Below are 19,191 nucleotides of genomic sequence, written 5' to 3'. Positions count from 1 at the left end.
CAACTCGGAGGGGTGATAGCGGGACGCTACAAGCTTTTGGAAGCACCAATTTCACTCCGCGCCCAAGTGTTAATTGGTAATAATACGGCAGTTGTGCCAACGGTTTCCTACGATTTCCCCCTCAACTGGCAAGCTGATGCATACCTGGGTGCTGGGTTAGTGTTGGCTGGTGGTGGTGGATCTTCTCCTGTGGGTGATAAAATTAGTTTTGCTTTACAACCGGGCATTGATTATATGATCCCAAATAGCAATACTGTCCTTTTTGGCAACGCGATCATCGCTTTTGATGCTTATCGTGATAGTAGTGGTACAGCTGTCTCCCTACAAGGTGGTATTGGTTTGAGATTTTAATGGGCAGATGAAAACCTGATAGCGATCGCTATTCCGAAAAAGCGTTAAACTTCATTGCAAATTCCGAAGTTAGTCCAAACAACGTGATAATTTTGGTCATGAAGAGAGACAGCACAGGATTAACACAGGAGAACACAGTGGCAATGGAATCAAATTTATTAACGAATGCGGGCGCAGATCAAGTGAATCAAGATTTCAGTGAATATGTCGCCAACCTGCAACTTCACATGACTCTGCAAGCTCGCAATCTTGTTCCAACCCTGAAACAAACAGTAGTAGATAGTCGCCATCAATTACTCCATCAAACCCAAGCCCACTTTGAAAAGCTAGTCTCTCGACAAGGGTTATAAATATATACAAATTTTAATCAAAATTCAAATAAAATAAAGGCAGATGTTGTTGGGTCAATGCCAATGGTGTTCTCACAAGGTCTGCTTTTTTAAGTATTTAAGTTACTCCAATTACCCTTTTGGCGCAATAGTAAAGGGCAAAACACTGTTACCCTAATACATAGATTTATCTAGAAAAGAAAATAGGTAATTCTGGTTATACAAGTAGGCCTCTACTGTAGAATAAGATTACGCTTGATTAGTGCGGGATGTCAAAGCTTAGTTGGTGTGAAAACCAAACAAATACTTAACACGAACTAATCTTCAAAAAACATAATACCTAAAGTCCTTCATCTGAATTGATGATCTCTAACTGGGAATATCAGGTCAAGCTGACTATGGGCTTCGTCGTAGGACGCTTGATATAGGCAGAACATAAACCGCGATTCGTTCCGTTTGTGCAGATTTTCTTCTATTGCTAGATTTGCAGAGATTATTAGAAGCGGCAGAAAGTAGTTAGTATTATTGCATCAGTTCCTTTGAAGATCAGTTAGTGAAAGCTAAATGGCGGCTCGAATTAAAATGACTTCATTACTTCCCCGAAACCTCAGCGTTGTTATCCGACCAGTCCAATACCGGGATCTGGACGGGATTGAGCGCATAACTCAAGAGTCATTCGCAGCCCTGACTCCCCAAGGAGCAGGTCTTGCGATCAGCCAGATGCAAAGGCTGCGTCGCTGGTATGGATTACTCAAATTTTTGAGTTGGTTTCCTAACCCGCTCCAGTATCGCCTCTGTGCCTACATAGCAGAGCAAGGGCGGATGCTTCTAGGGATGATTCAAGTGTCACCGTTTAACCGGACACGCAGCACTTGGCGGATTGATCAAGTGCTGTTAGAGCGTGGTGTCGATAAACAAGGAATTGGTTCGCAACTTTTGCGTCATTGCTTTGAATCGATTTTAGAAGCTCGCACTTGGCTATTGGAAGTTAATATCAATGACATTGAGGCGCTGGCACTATATCGACAAAATGGATTCCAGCGTCTGGCAGAAATGACATACTGGGAAATTGGCCCAGAATTATTGGTTGAATTGGCACAAGCAGAGCCAGATTTGCCCAACCTCTTACCAGTAAGTAATGCTGATGCCCAGTTGCTATATCAACTAGATACGGCATCTATGCCACCTCTAGTACGTCAGGTTTTTGACCGCAATACCCGCGACTTTAAAACCAGTTTGTTCGGCGCTTTAACTGATGCAGTGACGCAATGGCTGACCAAAGCAGAAGTAGTCAGTGGTTACGTATTTGAACCCCAACGCAAAGCTGCAATCGGCTATTTTCAGGTGCAACTTGACCGTAAGGGTGAAGTCCCCCACGCTGCAACACTGACAGTTCATCCTGCTTACACTTGGCTGTATCCAGAATTACTATCTCAATTGGCTCGGATTGCCCAAGATTTTCCCCAGCAAGGGTTGCAACTAGCTTCCTCAGACTATCAGGCAGAGCGAGAAGAGTATTTGGAACGAATTGGAGCAAAACGCATAGAACATACATTAATCATGTCTCGTTCTGTGTGGCACAAGCTACGGGAGTCTAAATTCGTCTCCTTAGAAGGAATTCAGTGGACTGATATGCTGCAAGGTTTACAACCGGCACGTAAACCTATACCAGGTGGGATGTCATGGATACAACCAGCAAAGTTGCCATCGTCAGAGAAACCACTGCCAAGCAAGTCAGAAGCGATTAACTTTCCGGTAAAAAACCCTAGCATGGAAGCATTGCCGATTTCGGAATCAGCAGATGCACAGCAGGAGAATTAGTGTGATATACCCAGAGCAAGCAAAACTGTTTATTTCAGCGTTGGGACTGGATTTCGGTCGCAAGCGGATTGGTGTAGCTGGGTGCGATCGCACGGGTTTAATTGCCACGGGGATCACCACAATTGAGCGCATATCTTTTGAGCGCGATGTCGAGCAAATCCGAGAAATAGTTAATGAACGCGAGGTGCAAATTCTAGTTATGGGCTTACCTTATTCAATGGATGGCTCACTAGGATTTCAGGCGCGTCAAGTTCAAAAATTTACTATAAGACTTGCTAAAGCACTGAAACTGCCTGTGGAATATATGGATGAGCGATTAACTTCATTTCAAGCAGAGCAACTGCTGATAGCTGAAAACCGCTCCCCGTCACGCCATAAAGGTTTGATTGACCGCAAGGCAGCCGCTTTAATTTTACAACAATGGCTGGATGTTAAGCGTGCCAATTCCCGCAGTTCAGTGGCGGCTATTGAATATTGATACCTTTTAACATGATATTCTGAAAACGATTAGCCAGCAGTTGGATCTACGTGTAAAGCTATTTGATTAACATAAGATGTGATTAAGATAGTTAAGCGATTTTCAAACTTGCTGGTATTTATTAAATTTCTACATTTCGGCTATGTTTCCCTCTCCATTTCCTGAAGAAAATGATAACGCTCATGCGGGTTCCATCACTTTAACCGATGACAAAGGGCGATCGCTCGAATGTTATATAGAGCATTCCCTGGAGGTAGATGGGCAAGAATATGTTTTACTTCTTCCTGTAGACTCACCTGTAGAAATTTTTTCTTGGGAAGGTGAGGGTGAGGAAGAAGAAGCGGTTCTGGTAGAAGATGACAGCACTATTGAGCAAATTTTTGCCACTGCTCAAGCGGTACTATCTGAGCAGAACCTGATATTGAAGAACACAGCCTATGCTTTGACAGTTGCAGGTGATTTACCGCCAGTTGAAGAATCAGAACTCTTCACTTTAGAAATTGAAGATGAAGAGGCAGATTTAGAACCTGAGCAATTACAGCTACTTGCTAGCTTCTATGATGAAGATCAGGAGTATGCAATTTATACACCCCTCGATCCCCTGTTGTTTTTTGCACGGATAGCTAAAACAGGTCAACCGGAATTACTCTCTCCAGAGGAGTTTCGCAAAGTGCAACCTCTGTTAGAGGAACATCTTTTTAATGAGGTGGAATAAGATTAAAAATTCAAAATGTAACATTTTAATTTTGAATTTTTTAATTGGGAATTTTTAATTGTAATCAAAATTTACTTAAACCTTTTGCCATGTCCCATTAAATGTCGAAGCAATGAAACATTGACACTAAATTGGGACTATTAATATTGTTTGAGATTCTGGAAAAAAGACTTTGGTAAAGATTTTCAATCTAAAATTCAAAATTCAAAATCCAAAATTGCTATGAGGTGCTGAAAATGGCTTATAGTGACTTTACATTAAGTAAATTTAAAAAGTCATTCAGCATCCGCATTGATGAAGAAACTGATTTATGTGCCGACATAGAACCTTTACAGGCAAGTGAGAAACTCAAAAATTCTTTAGAAGAAACTACAGAACTGGCTTTAGCAATTAATACTGAAAAAGCTCGTTCGGAAATGATTATTACTCCGATATTGTTGGAGGTAAGACGCAGGGCTAATTATCCAATTAGTTTATTTTCGGGAACAGACTTTAATGTAGATGCAGGAAACGGACTGAATGGCTATTGTGACTTTATCATCAGTCGTTCTAAAGAGCAACTAACAATTAATGTGCCTGTGGTGGTTATTATTGAAGCCAAAAATGAAAATATTAAAGGTGGATTAGGTCAATGTGCAGCCGCAATGTTGGCAGCACAATTGTTTAATCAACAAGAAGGAAATGAAATTAGGATAATTTACGGCGCGGTAACAACGGGGGATATTTGGAAGTTTTTGAAGTTAGAAGAAAACAATATATTTATTGATTTAAGTAATTATTACATCAAAGAAATAGATAAGATTTTAGGAATTTTATCTCAAAGTGTTCAGGGAGATATCCCAGGATGGAGTTCGACTAACTAAACTATATTAGGTTATGCTCATTTGTTTGACCTATCTACATTTGACTGTTGACTATGACTTGGAACAATCTTTTACAGCCTGACTTGATTTTAGAGGGTTCAGTGTTGAACCTAACACCAGATATTATCCAAAAATACGGGCTTAAAGGGCTGGTATTGGATGTAGATGAAACTTTAGTACCCTTTACAGTCGGGATGGCTTCCCCAGAACTACGGCAGTGGGTGGAGCAAATTCGCACCTGTACTAGATTGTGCTTGGTGAGTAATAACCTGAGTGAAGCGCGAATTGGTGGAATTGCGCGATCGCTCAATCTACCTTACTATTTGGGTGCAGCCAAGCCTTCCCGACGCAAAATTAGGGCTGCACTTAGGGGAATGGATCTACCAGTGCATCAAGTGGGGATGGTAGGCGATCGCTTGTTTACCGATGTTTTAGCAGGTAATCGCCTGGGGATGTTTACAATTTTAGTCGAACCGATTGTTCATGCAGATGCAGCTCTGCGCTCTCATCCAGTACGCAACTTTGAAGTTTGGATATCAGAAATCTTAGGAGCCTCTATTACTCCCAAGAAAACTAAGATTCACAAAACTTGAGAAATCGTCAGGAAAGTAAATCTAAAGAAATGATTAAGGAATCTTATTGTCAGCCAAAAATCGGGGATCATAAGTATTAATAAGATGGGATCAGCCAAAAAAGACCCCAAGCCATACTAAGTAAATATACATCCGTAGAGCGTCAGCCTTCACTATAGAGGGATTGGCGCTTTACAATTTCTTTAGTGCTTTGTCATTTGTCATTTGTTAATAGCCGAGAATGACTAATGACCAATACTTCTCTACGAGAGGCTGCACTTCTCTACCAGACGCTGCGCGTAGCTTGCAACTCCTGCGGAGTACGGCAAGGCTCAGTGACCACGCCAACGGCTTCTCTACCAGACGCTACGCGAACGCTCAGTACAAGTGACCAATGACTAAAACAATTGTTGTCAAAATCGGCACTTCTAGCCTAACCCAACCAGAAACGGGACAATTAGCACTTTCTACCATCGCTACCTTGGCGGAAACACTCTGCCATTTAAGACGCCAAGGACATCGGGTGATTTTGGTTTCTTCTGGGGCTGTGGGGGTGGGTTGTGCGCGATTGGGCTTAACTGAACGTCCCAAGGCGATCGCACTAAAACAGGCTGTAGCAGCAGTTGGACAAGGCAGGTTAATCCGTATATACGATGATTTATTTAGTACTCTGCAACAGGCGATCGCCCAAGTATTATTGACTCGCAGCGACTTAGTACAGCGCAGCCGCTATCTTAACGCTTACAACACCTTTCAGGAACTATTGGGACTGGGAGTGATCCCCATAGTCAATGAAAATGATACTGTAGCAATAGACGAACTAAAATTTGGTGATAATGATACCCTTTCGGCATTGGTTGCCAGCCTAGTAGAAGCAGATTGGCTATTTTTGCTTACCGATGTCGATCGGTTGTACTCAGCTGATCCCCGTTCCGTACCAGATGCACGGCCGATCGCTCTAGTTAGTAGCATTAAGGAATTAGCAGAATTACAAATACAAACAGGTTCCCAAGGTTCTCAGTGGGGTACTGGTGGTATGGTGACAAAAATTTCGGCTGCGAGGATTGCGATCGCGGCTGGAGTGCGTACCGTAATTACTCAAGGGCGATTTCCGCGGAATATCGAAAAAATTATCCAAGGTGAACTTATTGGAACGCATTTTGAACCGCAACCTGAACCAACTTCGGCGCGTAAACGTTGGATAGCTTACGGACTTGTACCTGCGGGTAAATTGTATTTAGATTCAGGTGCGATCGCGGCAATTTCTCTAGCGGGAAAATCGTTATTAGCGGCTGGAATTAAGACATTAGAAGGAGAGTTTGACACCCAGGACGCTGTGCAATTATGTGACACCAACGGTAACGAAATTGCTAGAGGACTTGTGAATTACAACAGCGATCAACTGCAAAAGATTCGCGGGTTACATTCGCGGGAAATTCCGACAATTTTAGGTTATGCCGGTGCGGAAACCGTAATTCACCGAGATAATTTGGTTTTGACTTAAGATGAAAATAAGATAAATTTCGTGACTACTAACTGGGAGAGTAAAAAATATTATGACTCAAACGTTAGAAAATGCTGTTAACTTACCAGAAGAACAACGCTTCTTTCGACGTGGGTTAAGTTGGGAAAAGTTCAAAGCGATTCAAGCTAGCTTTGAAAATGTATCAGGGGTGCGGTTGTTTTATTGTGAGGGAATTTTAGAAATTGTAACTATTGGTAAACCTCATGAGGTGATTAAGTGTTTAATTGCTGGACTACTTATTACTTACTTTGAAGTCAAGGGGATTGAATTTTTCCCCAGTGGTAGTTTTAGCCAGATTATTCCCAAGATAGTAGAATATCAAGCAGATTTATCTTATTGCTTTGGAACGGACAAACCTGTACCAGACTTGTGCATTGAAGTCGTGATTACTAGCGGTAGTCCCATCAAATTACAAAAGTACAAATTGATGCAAGTCCCGGAAGTTTGGTTTTGGGAAGATGGCACATTTGAGGTTTACTGTTTACGAGAACAAGAATATGAAAAAGTTGTTAAAAGTGAGTTATTCCCAAAATTAGATTTATCCCTGCTCAATCGTTGTCTTTTATTGTCGTCTTCCTTAGAAGCGATTAGAGAGTTTCGCCAAAATATTCAACAATGATAGTAGGTTAAAGAAAACAATAATCAAATCTGTCCAAAGATGACTAACCAAAAGCTGACGTTAGAAATTTCAGAATCTCTGTTTGAACAATTGCATCATCTTGCTGAGTTAACTGGTCAATCTATAGAATCCTTAGCATTGCAAAGCATTACGGGCAACTTACCTTGCTTAAGTGAAAAAGTACATGACCTCGATGAACTACTGTCACGAGTAATACCGGATAATTTACATGGTGAAATTGACAGTGGAAAGCCTGTAGGTCATGAAATATTCTGATTCTGAATTATACATACCGAAACAGGGCGATATTATTTGGATAAACTTCACGCCTCAAATTGGACATGAGCAAGCAGGTAGGCGTCCTGCTCTTGTGATCTCACCACTTAAATATAATCGTCGAGTTGGATTGGCCTTGGTATGTCCAATTACTACGAAAGTCAAGGGATATCCTTTTGAAGTACCTGTTTCAGAAGGTTTAGCAGTATCAGGAGTAGTGCTGGCAGACCAGGTGAAGTCTTTCGATTGGCAAGAAAGAAAAGCCGAGTTTGCTTGCAAAGCACCAGATGAAGTCACAGTTGAGGTAATTACTCTACTGAGAACTTTAATGCCTCTACCATAATAGAAGCGATCGCCACCGCCCCCCACAACGGCGCATCATCACCCAGCACCGCCGGCACGATTTCAAAATCAACTTCTAGCAAAGCCGTCTCCCGCGCCACCTGACGCACAACCCGCCAAAAATCCTCCCCCGCCTTCATCACACCACCTCCCAACACAAAGCGCTGCGGATTCATCAAGTTCGCCACATTACCAATACCCACACCCAGCGCCCAAGCAGCCTTGTGCAAAACTTCCTTAGCCAAATCATCACCAGCCGCCGCAGCTTCACTCACTAACTGCCCCGTCAGCAACTCTAAATTATCCCCTACCAAACGCCTTAAAACCTCTCCTCGTTGGCGTCTTGGCAGTACCCTCCGGGAAGCCGCTAGGGCGTCTACCTTTTCCAAAATTTCCCTAACATTTTGCGCCATATAAGGCCCCGATGCCAAACGTTCTACACATCCCCGCTTACCACATAAACAAATTGGCCCAGCAGGATCGACAACGATATGTCCAATTTCGCCAGCCATCCCACCAGCACCCCGCCAAGGCTTACCGTTGAGTATCCAACCACCACCCACACCAGTGCTAACAGTTATATAAAATAGGCTATCGTATCCCTGACCGGCACCAAAACGATGTTCACCCAAAGCAGCAACGTTAGCATCATTATCTAAACCAACAGGAACACCAAACTCCTCCTCCAACAAACCTTTGAGGGGAATATTTTCCCATCCAGCGACATGATGAGATAGTCGCACCGTCCCTGTGGAAGCGTCCACTGGTCCCCCAAAGCTGACACCGATCGCAGCAGGTTTTGTGTCATGCAGCAGCGAGTAAATGAGCGATCGCATAATTTCCAAATCAGTGCTAGCATCAGCACTCCCTGGCGAGAGACGACGTTCATAACCCAACCACTTTCTAGAACCAATATTTACAGTCGCCGCCGCCAGTTTAGTTCCGCCAAAATCGAGAGCTAGGATAAATGCCACAGTCTTTTATGCTCCTTTTATACCATCACAAGGTAAGGTTTCTCTCTCAGGAAAGATGTTTGCGATCAAGATACATTTAACACTAGAGAAAACTAGATGATTTAGCAACTTATGACTACCGAGCAACCAAAACCAGTTATTGATTTATCTCACGCCAAAGAACCTCCTCAGTCTATTGATATCAATAAAGCTCAAGAGGCAGATCCCATTGAACCTGAAGAAGTTAGCGGACAGAGGAAGCAAAACCCCACTCCTGATGATTTCAATGGCGAAGATGAAGATCCAAAAATTGGGGATAGTCCAATAATTAGCGCCAATTTTTCAGGTGGATAAATAATGATCATTACTAAGGAACGTAGATTAAATAAAATGGAAAATTTTATCCTGTCTCTAGCCTCGCTCTCCTTTATAAGGAGAGGGATTGAGGGTGAGGTAAGCCAGGGAGATAAATTAGATGTTATTTAATTCTTATTCCTAACTTACTCATCTCTTTGTGAGTTAAGTACTCCATCAATAAACTGTTGTAATCGCTCATAATGGGAACCTTTCCAATAAATGCGATCGCAGTCTTGACAACGCTGGAATTGATCAATCTGCAATCGCACCTTTTCTGGCACTTGATCAATAATCGATTGCTTCTCTACAAGTTCTAATAATCCATTGCAACGCAAACACCGTTTAAATGGTGAGATTAATTGAAACAAGTCAAATCGTTGCAGTACTTCTATGATTTGTTGTTGAGGGTTAGTGTTTCTAACGTAATACCCATGTGTTACCAAACTACGCATCAATAGACCCTGATCACGAGTCAAGAGAATCCGTGCTTGGTTGGAGGATATTTGGGCTAATTTCTCATCCTCGTAGTCATTGCGGTATAAAGTATCAAAACCTAAAAGTCGTAGAGATGTCGCTAGCTTGCCCAAATGAATATCTAAAACAAAGCGGATAATACTAAGCGGTTTTGGCAGAACAGAAACGCTTGGTATAATAACACTTCTAGCTGAAATTGGATAAACATTAATACTATCTCCATCCGAAACAATGTAAGAAAAATTTACATATTCACCATTAACATTAATCAGATCAACTTCTGGATGAGGGACACCCAAGGACTCAATCATGTCCTTAATTGAGGCTTTCTCCTCAAAAAAATGAGATATTCTTACCTGCTGATGATGCCGTGGTAAAAAATAGTTCAATTCTGCATGGAAGTAGAAATATGCGATCGCCATAGCCACAGATATTTGGATTAGTAGGCGCACACAGCTGTGCTACCATAGTGACAACAATTTGTCACAATTGCAAAACTTTGTCTATTATATTGAAAGTATCAATGCTTGTTCTAGTCAGTTATCTCCATTATAAAATGCGCGTTAAGCTTGATTTAACCAACCTCTTGAAGGCTATAAATTGTAAAGGATTAATAAAGATTATCAAATACTTGCATTTATGATTGACTTCAGCTACAGTCAAGGAAGATGCCTATCATCAAACCCTGACATAAGCTTCAGAAAGTTAAATTAGGTAAAAAGCTAAATACCAAGTTTGTTAATGTTGATGTCAGTGACGCAGCTAATAATTAGTCACTAGTTTTGAAGATTAACTTATCGCGCATGGACTAAGGGGCAGTAAAGCATTTACCCCTGATTTTATTATTTTTATTTTTTCTCAACTAATTGAGAATTATTTGCAATATGTATAGATTCGATAGATACATGAAAAGCAGAGAGTGTGGAAGAAGTCTTAAAACAGTATTGGCTTTGGCAAACTTATACCGTTGGTTAAATGTTGACGCATCTACCTTGAGAAATATATTCCTCACAATAACGATACAGGATTATATCTTTATCTGTAAAAACAGAATTTGTAACTAGCTGCGAAAAAAAGCAACTTCAGAAAATCCGAGTTTCGGCAAGCGAAAATTTATGAAATACTAGATAACAATAAAACTCGATACAAAATTAATTCCACTACTACGAAAAAATATCTCTTGACACTATTTATCTTTATTGGGGAGAATTTATTAACAAGGAAGAGGTTGATCAGAAATGATGTTATAAAATGGCTACTTAGTTTGAACTGCGAAATACATATTGTTCTTTTTTATCTCCTTGAATTAAGGATATTGTAGTTAAAAACACAATTGTAGTTTCTAATACCTTTTGTCCAGAAAATACGCTCATGAGTATAGCTAGATGAATACTGTTTTTTGTTCTGACTATTCACGGCAAGCAGGAGAAGATGTTATTGGTAGTGCCACCAATTACCAAACCTATATTTTAGTTGAGTGTCCTCTACCTTGGACATCAGAAGCCTTTAGTTCCAAGTGGGTGCCAGAGAATTTGAGGATTTTGGTACAAGAAATGAAGCGTGCTAAACTACCAATTATATTCCTCTTAATTGCTAATGATCTATCACACAAAGTAAACCAGACTACGCTTTTAATTTATCAAAAAAAAGAAGGACTAAGTAATGGTTTCTGCAAGCAAGAGTTTAAACTAGGAAATATTGAGCAAGTAGCAGCAGTTGTCCAAAAATGTTTATCGGGTATCAGTGCTAATTTTGAGGTGGAAACTAGTACAACTAGAGATATTTTAGTCTGTACCCACGGTAGCCATGATAAGTGTTGTGCCAGATATGGCGCTCCCTTTTACTTCAAAGTAACAGCGATTACTGCTGATTTATGCTTGGATAATGTGCGAATTTGGAAATCATCACACTTTGGGGGACATCGGTTTGCACCAACAGTTATAGACTTGCCAGAAGGAAGATATTATGGTGTTCTCGATCAAGATTCATTCAAATCAATTCTGAACCGTACTGGCGATATTCAATGCTTAAATAAAGTCTATAGAGGTTGGGGAATTCTGCCTGCTGCACTTCAGATTTTGGAAAGAGAACTAATCCTCCGCAACGGATGGGATTGGTTTAACTACAAAGTTGCAGGCAAAATTTTGGAGCAAAGTTTAGACAACAATACTATTCTCGCTGAACTAAGTTTTGAGCAACCTTCTGGTTCTCTCTATACTTACCAGGCTAAACTTGTCAAAGATCCAACCAAGACTCAACAACTAAAGAGTTCATGCAATGCTACACGAGAGTTGGTAGTTACTAAATATGCTGTAGCTAGTGTCTGGATTACCTCTAGTAAGATGATGAGTTATAGTACATAAAACTGTAGCGTTTTTAAACGCAGAGGGGAGGTAGCGCGTTGCGTATTTTCCCACGCCACTCCCCCCAACGGAGGAAACCTCCGCAAGGGGGTGGCTCCCCGTTATAGCGACTGCCGTCACGCAAAGGGAAGCGCCTATGCGTTTAAATTCCCAATCCTGAATCGAGATTAAGCCATATTTAAGACTTTCCGTAACAGTATTTGGTCTTCTAATTTGGCTTTTAAACGACCATTTTCGATATCTCGAATCCAGCTTTGGCTTTTACCTGTGAGTTTTGCCAACTCTCTTTGAGAGAGATTCAAATTTTTTCGCGCTTGCAAAATCTGTTCACCTAGCAAATCGTTTGTAGTTTTAGGCTTCCTTTTGGCTTTAGCAGTTCTTGTTTTCTTTTTTTCCGATTCTGAGATTTGCTGTTCCCATTCTGGTGGGAGTTCAAAAGCCAAAATTCGCGCATTCATTAGCAGATTCCACTTCCCACGGGGGCCTGTGTCTGTGATACGAGTTTCAGCACCACCGTCATTAGTCCAAAATTCTAATGCTTCATCTGGATCTTCGGGAAGATCAACTAATTTCGCCCACAAAGGTTGAATTTCTAATGGATAGGTAACTGGATCGAAAATTGGTTTCATTCCATAATGATGGATAATTTCCAAATCGCTTTCAAAAGTTCGCAGCAGACGTTTGCGTTCTTCCCGTTGTCTGGATGCAAGGGCGACTTTTTCTTCACCGTAAGCAATACGCAGCAAGGTAGGAATGGTGATGCGTTGTTCTTTGCCCATTTTGGTTTTAAACAACAACCACAGCATTAGTCGGACTGCGCCTTCATGTTGCTGCCAAATACTCATGACTGTGGTTAACAGCGTTTTGGGAAGACTGCCGTATTGATAGAATGCGGTTCGCTCTTTACATGCTTGTTTGTTTAAGAAATATTTTGCCCATAAACCTGCTTTTACTTTAAAAGTTAACCCAATAAGATATTTGCATCCAAGATTGTCTTCTTGAAAGTGGTGTTGAATATCTACTAAGTGCCATAAGCGGCTCCCTGTAATAGAGAATCCGTTAATTCGACCTTGTTGAGGCCAATCAATGGAGATAATCAGTGAGCAAGCTTGCTGAACGATATTTTTCATTAAAGCTAGCTTGGCAGCTTTGCTCAAATCTTTGCGTTTTTCCATCCCCAAATATTTCTCGATTTGTCGCTCATCGATCGCAAATTCTTGTTCGCAAGGTTGATCTAAGGCTGTGGCATAAGCTGCAAAAATCAGATGTATGCAAGCGGCTCTGATGTCAAGCCCCTCAATTGCTGCCAAATCTGTGGCCTTGTCGTTAACTTTGAATGGATCTTGGATGTGAAAGGCGATCGCACCTCGGCCTTGGTTGACTTGTCGGCTGTAACATAAATAGCCGTCTTCATCATTTTCCCAATGTAGGGATGTGCGTTGTGCCAATACATTACAAGCTTCCCAAATAGCGATCGCTGAAGCAAATGGGTTATTCTTGCCGTTAGAAAACAAGTCTAAGCTAGTAGCATCTCTCGGTTCAACTTTGCATCTCCCCTTTTTCGCCTGCCAAGGAATCGGAGAATTAGTTGGACAAGCTATTACACATTGCGGCTCTGGATAATAGCCCTCACAATTATTACAAAGACCAGGATCAACCCAGTATTCATTGTTCTCTATTTTGATTGCACCCGTAGGACATTGGGGGCGGCAGTTGTCACATCCAACGCAACTGTTGTTAGGAATTGTATAAGGCATAAGGCTCTTTTCCCACTCTAATCGTTGAGATGTCTGTCTCAGGTCTCCCCTGGATGAGTCCTGTTTATTCATGACTCGCTACCACATTATCTTTCTGGCGAGAATCATCTTTTCTCACCACACTCACTCCCCACATCCATATTTTGACTTCGTATCTAATTGGAAGATATTTAAGGCTTTAAAACTGAGTCTAAGAAAACTTCTTATTAACTATACATTTCATGAAAAAAATGATTAATTTGTTCGTACTGAGCTTAGAAAAAAATCTTAACATTTATTTTATTAGGTACTTAATGAACATTTTAGATTTGACCATAAAACCTTACTCAAGGCATTTTTAAGAACAAATTTTGACTATTGCAATTGGACTTCACCTGATTTATTAATAATTTTAATATTTAATGTAGGGTAATATTCTGCCATGAAGTTTACAGTTTCTTCATAAATTGATTATGTTTGATGAGGTGAAATCATCATATTTATTTTGTCACGATTTATCTAAATATTTGAATTAAATAAATTTAAAATTGTTGCTTGATAAAATACATATTGCATATATCAAATTGTAACTAATGAGCATCTAATTTTGTATATATGTATACTGTTAGTCTAGATTTATTTGCCTAAACCTAAAAATATTTGAAAATCAATATCATCATTGTTATAGATATAGTTGCACTTGCTGGAAATAATAAAACTGCATCTACACGAGGCTTTACCCCAATTTTTCCTTCTCTCGTTCCTATGCAGAGCATGGAAATGGCTGATTAGAGCCTGTTTTAAAAGTGTTTGGCTGTGATTTTAGGCACTTAATGATCCCCCTTAGCCCCCCTTAAAAAGGGGGGAACCCAGATCAATTCCCCCAATTGATCGGGGGATCTAGAACGTTTTGCTACCTACAATAGGACTTTTAAAACATCCTCTTAGGGGCTGCTAGTTATAACTTGAGTCAGAGACTCAATGAATGCGTTCCTATGCTGTGCATGGGAACGAGGAAAACATATTATTGGCAATAATGTTCATCTATAAATTGAAATAAAAAATAATTTTGCATTGTGTTCAAAGTCATCGAAATTTGATGATGTAAAAGTAATTTTTTAATACCAAAAATAGAAAATATTAGGATAGTATGATGATTAATGCACAAACAGATTTACAGGCAAAATTGCCGAGGATTTATTCATGGCACAACTAACAGGTTTGACATTTGGCGGTAAGACTTGGACACCAAAATTTGCTCAGGAAATTGACAAGGACAAATGTATCGGCTGTGGCAGATGCGTTAAAGTATGCGGATACAATGTGCTAGGTTTGAAGGCGCTGAATGAAGAAGGGGAATTTGTAGAAGATGAAGATGATGAAGAAATTGAACGGAAAGTAATGGCAGTTACTTCTCCAGATAACTGTATTGGTTGTGAAGCGTGTTCACGGATTTGTCCCAAGAACTGCTACACCCATGTTGCATTAAACAATTAAGGTTTTTAAAGTTAGTCAAAATTGTTGTTCATTCAAGGGAGCACTGTTTGTATAAAGCGCAAATGCGCTAGGCAAGGTAACTTGAGGGGAAGACTAAATATTTACCGTAACTAATAAAAGGTTCACAGTAAACAAATCCGTAAATCGCTAAATGTTAGCTATTAACAAATTTAAACTTGCTGCTAATATAGCCTAATCAATATTAGAGCTAACAACAGTGCTATTTCATTCTCATCTAGCCCGCCTCAGAATAAATTCTGAGTCTAATAGCACTCATTCGTCTTTAGACGAGTGAGAAAAGATTATAGTCCGTTAAAACGGACTTTAGCTATAAGAGAGAAACTTTACTTCTGGGCGGTTTATGTCTAGAACAAAATAGCCCTGAGTCTAACAGTGCCCTCTTGGAACAACTAGCTTTTCTGAAAGCAGGGGGCTAACTTTGTCATAGGAGTTGAAATATAATTTGTAATTTTATGGGGGAAAGATATGGAAAAAATCTGGAAGTTTCCCCCATTTTTTATGGCTGCACGTTAGAAAGTTAATAAGTGAAAAGGGAATGGGGGAGATGAGGGAGAAATAACCAATGCCCAATGCCCAATACTTCTCTACGAGAGGCTGCGCCAACGACTTCTCTACGACACGCTACGCGAACGCTCAGTACAAGTGCCGAATTCCCAAAACCCAGAGAATCACACGTTTAAAGACGGTTTACAAAGCAGGTAGCATGTATGCAACAAGTTCCTGTTTCACTATGGACCCTGGTTGCTGGGATAGTAGTTACAGCAATCAGCATTTGGATTGGTCAAAACCACACTCTCATGCCGGTGCAAGCATCGTTACAAGCGCCTTTGGTAGACGGTTTTTTTAACGTCATGTTTACCATTGCGATCGCACTCTTCTTAGTGGTAGAAGGAACTATTGTGCTTTTTTTGATTCAGTTTCGTCGCCGTCCGGGTGACGATACCGATGGCGCATTAGTAGAAGGCAACGTTTCCTTAGAAATCTTTTGGACAGCAATCCCAACAGTGATTGTCCTCGCTTTGGGCATCTACAGTGTAGATGTTTTTAACCGAATGGGAGGTTTTGAGCCTGCCAGTCATCCTCATTCAGCAGCACATGTTGCTCAGATGCCGGGAACCGCTCTGGCAGCGACATTAAGCGATACTTCCCAAGCAACAACTGCTCCATCAATTGCCCCAACAATCGCCCCGACAATTGGGATTGGCGCGTCTCCTCAAACCCTAGACAAACCAGCCGACTTAGTTGTTGATGTCAAAGGAATACAGTATGCCTGGATATTTAATTATCCCGATAGTGGCATTACCTCTGGGGAATTGCACATACCCGTCGGTGCTGATGTCCAACTCAACCTTTCAGCACAAGATGTAATTCACTCATTCTGGGTGCCAAATTTCCGCCTGAAACAAGATGCACTTCCCGGTATCCCTACCGAACTACGATTTGTCGCCACCAAACCAGGTACATATCCCGTAGTTTGTGCTGAGTTATGCGGTGGTTATCACGGTTCAATGCGGACACAGGTAATTGTTCACACACCAGAAGAATATAATAACTGGCGGACAGAAAATCAAATTGCTCAACAGCAAAACCTAAATCAAGTTGTTGCAATTAATCCAGCCGATTTATCAACATCAGAGTTTCTCGCGCCCCACACCCATGATCTGGGAATTAGTGCAGTAACTCTAAAGTCATTGGTCATTAGTCATTAGTCATTGGTCGCTTGTACTGAGCGTTCGCGCAGCGTCTCGTAGAGAAGCCGTTGGCGTGGTCACTGAGCCTTGCCGTACTCCTCCGGAGAAGCAAACTACGCGCAGCGTCTCGTAGAGAAGTGCAGCCTCTCGTAGAGAAGCATTGGTCATTAGTAATATTATGTCCGCTCAATTAACCATTATTAAGAAGAACCCCACCCCCAACCCCTCCCCGCAAGCGAGGAGGGGAGCAAAAGCGCAACTTTGGCTGGGGTGCTTTTACTATGGGCGACATTATATAACTGACAAATGATAAAGGACAAATGACAAATGAAAAACGACATAGACGCCCGGAGGGCGGCTTCCCGTAGGGTAGGACAAAAATATGACGCAGGTAGAATTTCCCCGGAATACTCCACCAGAAGAAAATAAACCGGAAACTCTGGTGACTGGCCACACCTCCCATCCGCAGGCGTGGAAATGGCAGGACTATTTTACATTTAATGTTGACCACAAGGTTATTGGTATTCAATACCTAGTGACAGCGTTTGTATTCTATCTCATCGGCGGACTAATGGCGATCGCTGTGCGTGTCGAATTAGCAACACCAGATGCAGACTTCCTCGACCCCAATCTGTATAACGCTTTCATGACCAATCACGGGACGATCATGATCTTCCTGTGGATTGTCCCTAGCGCTATTGGGGGATTTGGTAACTATTTGGTGCCATTGATGGTTGGTGCTAGGGATATGGCTTTCCCGAAGCTAAACGCGATCGCCTTTTGGTTAAATCCACCAGCAGGATTACTGATATTAGGTAGTTTCATTTTTGGCGGTTCGCAATCTGGTTGGACAGCTTACCCACCATTGAGTTTGGTGACAGCACCCATCGCTCAAACTATGTGGATACTGGCGATCGTTTTGGTGGGAACTTCTTCAATTTTGGGTTCGCTGAACTTTGTGATCACCATTTTGATGATGAAGGTTCCCAGCATGAAATGGGATCAAGTACCCCTGTTTTGCTGGGCAATCTTGGCAACCTCCCTGCTGGCACTTTTCTCCACACCTGTATTAGCAGCCGGTTTAGTTCTGCTGTTGTTTGACCTCAACTTTGGCACCTCCTTCTTTAAACCAGATGCAGGCGGTAACGTTGTAATTTATCAACACTTATTCTGGTTTTATTCCCACCCGGCAGTATATTTAATGATTCTGCCGATCTTCGGCATCATGTCGGAGGTAATTCCAGTTCACTCCCGCAAGCCCATCTTTGGTTATAAAGCGATCGCTTATTCTAGTGTAGCAATCTGCGTTGTGGGTTTGTTTGTCTGGGTACACCACATGTTTACCAGTGGTACACCCGGTTGGATGCGGATCTTCTTCACTATCTCTACGCTCATAGTTGCAGTTCCGACGGGCGTGAAGATTTTTGCTTGGGTTGCTACCCTCTGGGGTGGTAAAATCCGCTTTACCAGTGCGATGCTTTTCGCCATTGGTTTGTTATCGATGTTTGTCATGGGCGGCTTAAGCGGTGTGACGATGGGAACAGCCCCCTTTGATGTTCACGTCCACGACACATATTATGTTGTCGGACATTTTCACTACGTTCTGTTTGGCGGTTCCGTGTTTGGCATCTACGCCGGTATTTATCACTGGTTCCCCAAAATTACCGGAAGAATGCTAAATGAAACCTGGGGACGCGTTCATTTTGCCCTTACTTTCATCGGCACTAATCTGACCTTTTTACCCATGCACGAGTTGGGTTTAAAAGGAATGCCCCGACGAGTGGCAATGTATGACCCCCAATTTATCGACCTCAATCAGATTTGTACCTTTGGTTCATTTGTTTTGGGGATATCAGTAATTCCTTTTGCCATCAACATGATCTACAGTTGGCTTAAAGGTCCCTTGGCAGGTGATAATCCTTGGCAAGCTTTGACTTTAGAATGGACAACTAGCTCACCACCCGCAATTGAAAACTGGGAAGTGTTGCCGGTTGTCACTCATGGGCCTTATGACTACGGTCATGCTCATAGCACTGAAATACAGCCATCTGCAACGCCGGAAGTTAGTACTTAGTACAGCTTTGCGTAAAAGCGTAGCGTTTTTAATGCAAGCCGATGCATTAACAATGCAAGTCAACGCATTAACAATGCAAGCCGATGCATTAACAATGCAAGCCGATGCATTAACAATGCAAGCCGATGCATTAA

The 19,191-nt window shown here is 41.5% G+C and carries 21 protein-coding genes and 1 pseudogene; 18 read left to right on the top strand and 4 right to left on the bottom strand.

Annotated elements, in window-relative coordinates; genetic code table 11:
• From ACYTXL_RS05640 to mazF, 12 genes are all read left to right on the top strand, one after another.
• The coding region (locus ACYTXL_RS05640; protein ID WP_461923844.1) for a hypothetical protein at positions 1–351 on the top strand (351 nt) is incomplete at its 5' end.
• Positions 352–494: 143 nt separating this feature from the next.
• A complete protein-coding gene (locus ACYTXL_RS05635; RefSeq protein ID WP_335236940.1) occupies positions 495–701 on the top strand; it encodes a hypothetical protein in 207 nt (68 codons plus the stop codon).
• 543 nt (positions 702–1,244) lie between these two features.
• Positions 1,245–2,501 (top strand): GNAT family N-acetyltransferase, encoded by a 1,257-nt coding sequence (locus ACYTXL_RS05630; RefSeq protein ID WP_461923843.1) that lies wholly within the window; start codon positions 1,245–1,247, stop codon positions 2,499–2,501.
• A 1-nt stretch (position 2,502) separates the two neighbouring features.
• Positions 2,503–2,979, top strand: coding sequence for a Holliday junction resolvase RuvX (ruvX, locus tag ACYTXL_RS05625; protein ID WP_461923842.1), 477 nt, complete (start codon positions 2,503–2,505; stop codon positions 2,977–2,979).
• 142 nt (positions 2,980–3,121) lie between these two features.
• On the top strand, positions 3,122–3,694 hold the full coding sequence (locus tag ACYTXL_RS05620) for a DUF3727 domain-containing protein (protein ID WP_292802070.1): 573 nt from the start codon (positions 3,122–3,124) through the stop codon (positions 3,692–3,694).
• Between the two features lie 236 nt (positions 3,695–3,930).
• The gene (locus tag ACYTXL_RS05615; protein ID WP_461923841.1) at positions 3,931–4,557 is read left to right on the top strand and encodes a hypothetical protein; all 627 of its coding nucleotides are present in this window, start codon (positions 3,931–3,933) and stop codon (positions 4,555–4,557) included.
• A gap of 53 nt (positions 4,558–4,610) precedes the next feature.
• Complete coding sequence (locus tag ACYTXL_RS05610) at positions 4,611–5,150, top strand: YqeG family HAD IIIA-type phosphatase (RefSeq protein WP_461923840.1); 540 nt, start codon at positions 4,611–4,613, stop codon at positions 5,148–5,150.
• Between the two features lie 227 nt (positions 5,151–5,377).
• Complete coding sequence (locus ACYTXL_RS05605) at positions 5,378–5,527, top strand: hypothetical protein (RefSeq protein WP_461923839.1); 150 nt, start codon at positions 5,378–5,380, stop codon at positions 5,525–5,527.
• Positions 5,524–6,633, top strand: a complete 1,110-nt coding sequence (gene proB / locus ACYTXL_RS05600) for a glutamate 5-kinase (protein ID WP_461923838.1) — start codon at positions 5,524–5,526, stop codon at positions 6,631–6,633. Before ACYTXL_RS05605 ends, proB begins: the two co-directional genes overlap by 4 nt.
• A 52-nt stretch (positions 6,634–6,685) precedes the next feature.
• Positions 6,686–7,273 (top strand): Uma2 family endonuclease, encoded by a 588-nt coding sequence (locus ACYTXL_RS05595; protein WP_461923837.1) that lies wholly within the window; start codon positions 6,686–6,688, stop codon positions 7,271–7,273.
• A gap of 39 nt (positions 7,274–7,312) precedes the next feature.
• A complete protein-coding gene (locus tag ACYTXL_RS05590) occupies positions 7,313–7,549 on the top strand; it encodes an AbrB/MazE/SpoVT family DNA-binding domain-containing protein (protein ID WP_461923836.1) in 237 nt (78 codons plus the stop codon).
• Positions 7,536–7,892: an endoribonuclease MazF gene (gene mazF, locus ACYTXL_RS05585; protein ID WP_461923835.1), complete on the top strand. Its 357-nt coding sequence runs from the start codon at positions 7,536–7,538 to the stop codon at positions 7,890–7,892. The genes ACYTXL_RS05590 and mazF overlap by 14 nt, the downstream gene beginning before the upstream one ends.
• Here the strand turns inward: mazF and ACYTXL_RS05580 are convergent.
• Positions 7,858–8,865, bottom strand: a complete 1,008-nt coding sequence (locus ACYTXL_RS05580) for an ROK family protein (protein ID WP_461923834.1) — start codon at positions 8,863–8,865, stop codon at positions 7,858–7,860. The two genes, mazF and ACYTXL_RS05580, sit on opposite strands and share 35 nt — an antisense overlap.
• A 111-nt stretch (positions 8,866–8,976) precedes the next feature.
• Here ACYTXL_RS05580 and ACYTXL_RS05575 point away from each other — a divergent pair, with 111 nt between their 5' ends.
• The gene (locus ACYTXL_RS05575) at positions 8,977–9,198 is read left to right on the top strand and encodes a hypothetical protein (protein WP_461923833.1); all 222 of its coding nucleotides are present in this window, start codon (positions 8,977–8,979) and stop codon (positions 9,196–9,198) included.
• Between the two features lie 146 nt (positions 9,199–9,344).
• On the opposite strand, the gene ACYTXL_RS05570 is transcribed toward ACYTXL_RS05575, so the two are convergent.
• A complete protein-coding gene (locus ACYTXL_RS05570) occupies positions 9,345–10,097 on the bottom strand; it encodes a Mut7-C RNAse domain-containing protein (RefSeq protein WP_461923845.1) in 753 nt (250 codons plus the stop codon).
• A gap of 963 nt (positions 10,098–11,060) precedes the next feature.
• Between ACYTXL_RS05570 and ACYTXL_RS05565 the strand changes: the two genes are divergently transcribed.
• Positions 11,061–12,038 (top strand): sucrase ferredoxin, encoded by a 978-nt coding sequence (locus ACYTXL_RS05565; RefSeq protein ID WP_461923832.1) that lies wholly within the window; start codon positions 11,061–11,063, stop codon positions 12,036–12,038.
• 167 nt (positions 12,039–12,205) lie between these two features.
• Here ACYTXL_RS05565 and ACYTXL_RS05560 read toward each other — a convergent pair whose 3' ends face one another.
• Entirely contained in the window at positions 12,206–13,795 is a 1,590-nt protein-coding gene (locus ACYTXL_RS05560) for a helix-turn-helix domain-containing protein (protein ID WP_461923831.1), read from the bottom strand.
• A 1,182-nt stretch (positions 13,796–14,977) separates the two neighbouring features.
• On the opposite strand from ACYTXL_RS05560, the gene fdxB reads away from it, so the two are divergent.
• Complete coding sequence (gene fdxB, locus ACYTXL_RS05555) at positions 14,978–15,271, top strand: ferredoxin III, nif-specific (RefSeq protein ID WP_300423816.1); 294 nt, start codon at positions 14,978–14,980, stop codon at positions 15,269–15,271.
• A 728-nt stretch (positions 15,272–15,999) separates the two neighbouring features.
• The gene (locus tag ACYTXL_RS05550) at positions 16,000–17,001 is read left to right on the top strand and encodes a cytochrome c oxidase subunit II (protein WP_461923830.1); all 1,002 of its coding nucleotides are present in this window, start codon (positions 16,000–16,002) and stop codon (positions 16,999–17,001) included.
• Here the strand turns inward: ACYTXL_RS05550 and ACYTXL_RS05545 are convergent, their stop codons facing one another.
• The gene (locus ACYTXL_RS05545; protein WP_461923829.1) at positions 17,002–17,151 is read right to left on the bottom strand and encodes a hypothetical protein; all 150 of its coding nucleotides are present in this window, start codon (positions 17,149–17,151) and stop codon (positions 17,002–17,004) included. It abuts the gene before it with no gap.
• Positions 17,152–17,365: 214 nt separating this feature from the next.
• Here ACYTXL_RS05545 and ctaD point away from each other — a divergent pair, with 214 nt between their 5' ends.
• Positions 17,366–19,057, top strand: a complete 1,692-nt coding sequence (gene ctaD / locus ACYTXL_RS05540) for a cytochrome c oxidase subunit I (RefSeq protein WP_461923828.1) — start codon at positions 17,366–17,368, stop codon at positions 19,055–19,057.
• A pseudogene (locus ACYTXL_RS05535) lies at positions 19,005–19,191 on the top strand (hypothetical protein); the annotation flags it as partial. The gene ctaD and the pseudogene ACYTXL_RS05535, both read left to right, overlap by 53 nt.

The organism is Nostoc sp. (assembly GCF_054880495.1).
This window is presented reverse-complemented; position numbering and strand designations above follow the sequence as displayed.

Coding starts and splice junctions, on each gene's coding strand:
- ctaD (WP_461923828.1), top strand. CDS start 17,366: ATGACGCAGGTAGAATTTCCCCGGAATACTCCACCAGAAGAAAATAAA.
- ACYTXL_RS05615 (WP_461923841.1), top strand. CDS start 3,931: ATGGCTTATAGTGACTTTACATTAAGTAAATTTAAAAAGTCATTCAGC.
- proB (WP_461923838.1), top strand. CDS start 5,524: ATGACTAAAACAATTGTTGTCAAAATCGGCACTTCTAGCCTAACCCAA.
- fdxB (WP_300423816.1), top strand. CDS start 14,978: ATGGCACAACTAACAGGTTTGACATTTGGCGGTAAGACTTGGACACCA.
- ACYTXL_RS05565 (WP_461923832.1), top strand. CDS start 11,061: ATGAATACTGTTTTTTGTTCTGACTATTCACGGCAAGCAGGAGAAGAT.
- ACYTXL_RS05610 (WP_461923840.1), top strand. CDS start 4,611: ATGACTTGGAACAATCTTTTACAGCCTGACTTGATTTTAGAGGGTTCA.
- ACYTXL_RS05560 (WP_461923831.1), bottom strand. CDS start 13,795: ATGCCTTATACAATTCCTAACAACAGTTGCGTTGGATGTGACAACTGC.
- mazF (WP_461923835.1), top strand. CDS start 7,536: ATGAAATATTCTGATTCTGAATTATACATACCGAAACAGGGCGATATT.
- ACYTXL_RS05545 (WP_461923829.1), bottom strand. CDS start 17,151: ATGACCAATGCTTCTCTACGAGAGGCTGCACTTCTCTACGAGACGCTG.
- ACYTXL_RS05630 (WP_461923843.1), top strand. CDS start 1,245: ATGGCGGCTCGAATTAAAATGACTTCATTACTTCCCCGAAACCTCAGC.
- ACYTXL_RS05550 (WP_461923830.1), top strand. CDS start 16,000: ATGCAACAAGTTCCTGTTTCACTATGGACCCTGGTTGCTGGGATAGTA.
- ACYTXL_RS05620 (WP_292802070.1), top strand. CDS start 3,122: ATGTTTCCCTCTCCATTTCCTGAAGAAAATGATAACGCTCATGCGGGT.
- ACYTXL_RS05635 (WP_335236940.1), top strand. CDS start 495: ATGGAATCAAATTTATTAACGAATGCGGGCGCAGATCAAGTGAATCAA.
- ACYTXL_RS05595 (WP_461923837.1), top strand. CDS start 6,686: ATGACTCAAACGTTAGAAAATGCTGTTAACTTACCAGAAGAACAACGC.
- ACYTXL_RS05590 (WP_461923836.1), top strand. CDS start 7,313: ATGACTAACCAAAAGCTGACGTTAGAAATTTCAGAATCTCTGTTTGAA.
- ACYTXL_RS05570 (WP_461923845.1), bottom strand. CDS start 10,097: ATGGCGATCGCATATTTCTACTTCCATGCAGAATTGAACTATTTTTTA.
- ACYTXL_RS05605 (WP_461923839.1), top strand. CDS start 5,378: ATGACCAATACTTCTCTACGAGAGGCTGCACTTCTCTACCAGACGCTG.
- ACYTXL_RS05575 (WP_461923833.1), top strand. CDS start 8,977: ATGACTACCGAGCAACCAAAACCAGTTATTGATTTATCTCACGCCAAA.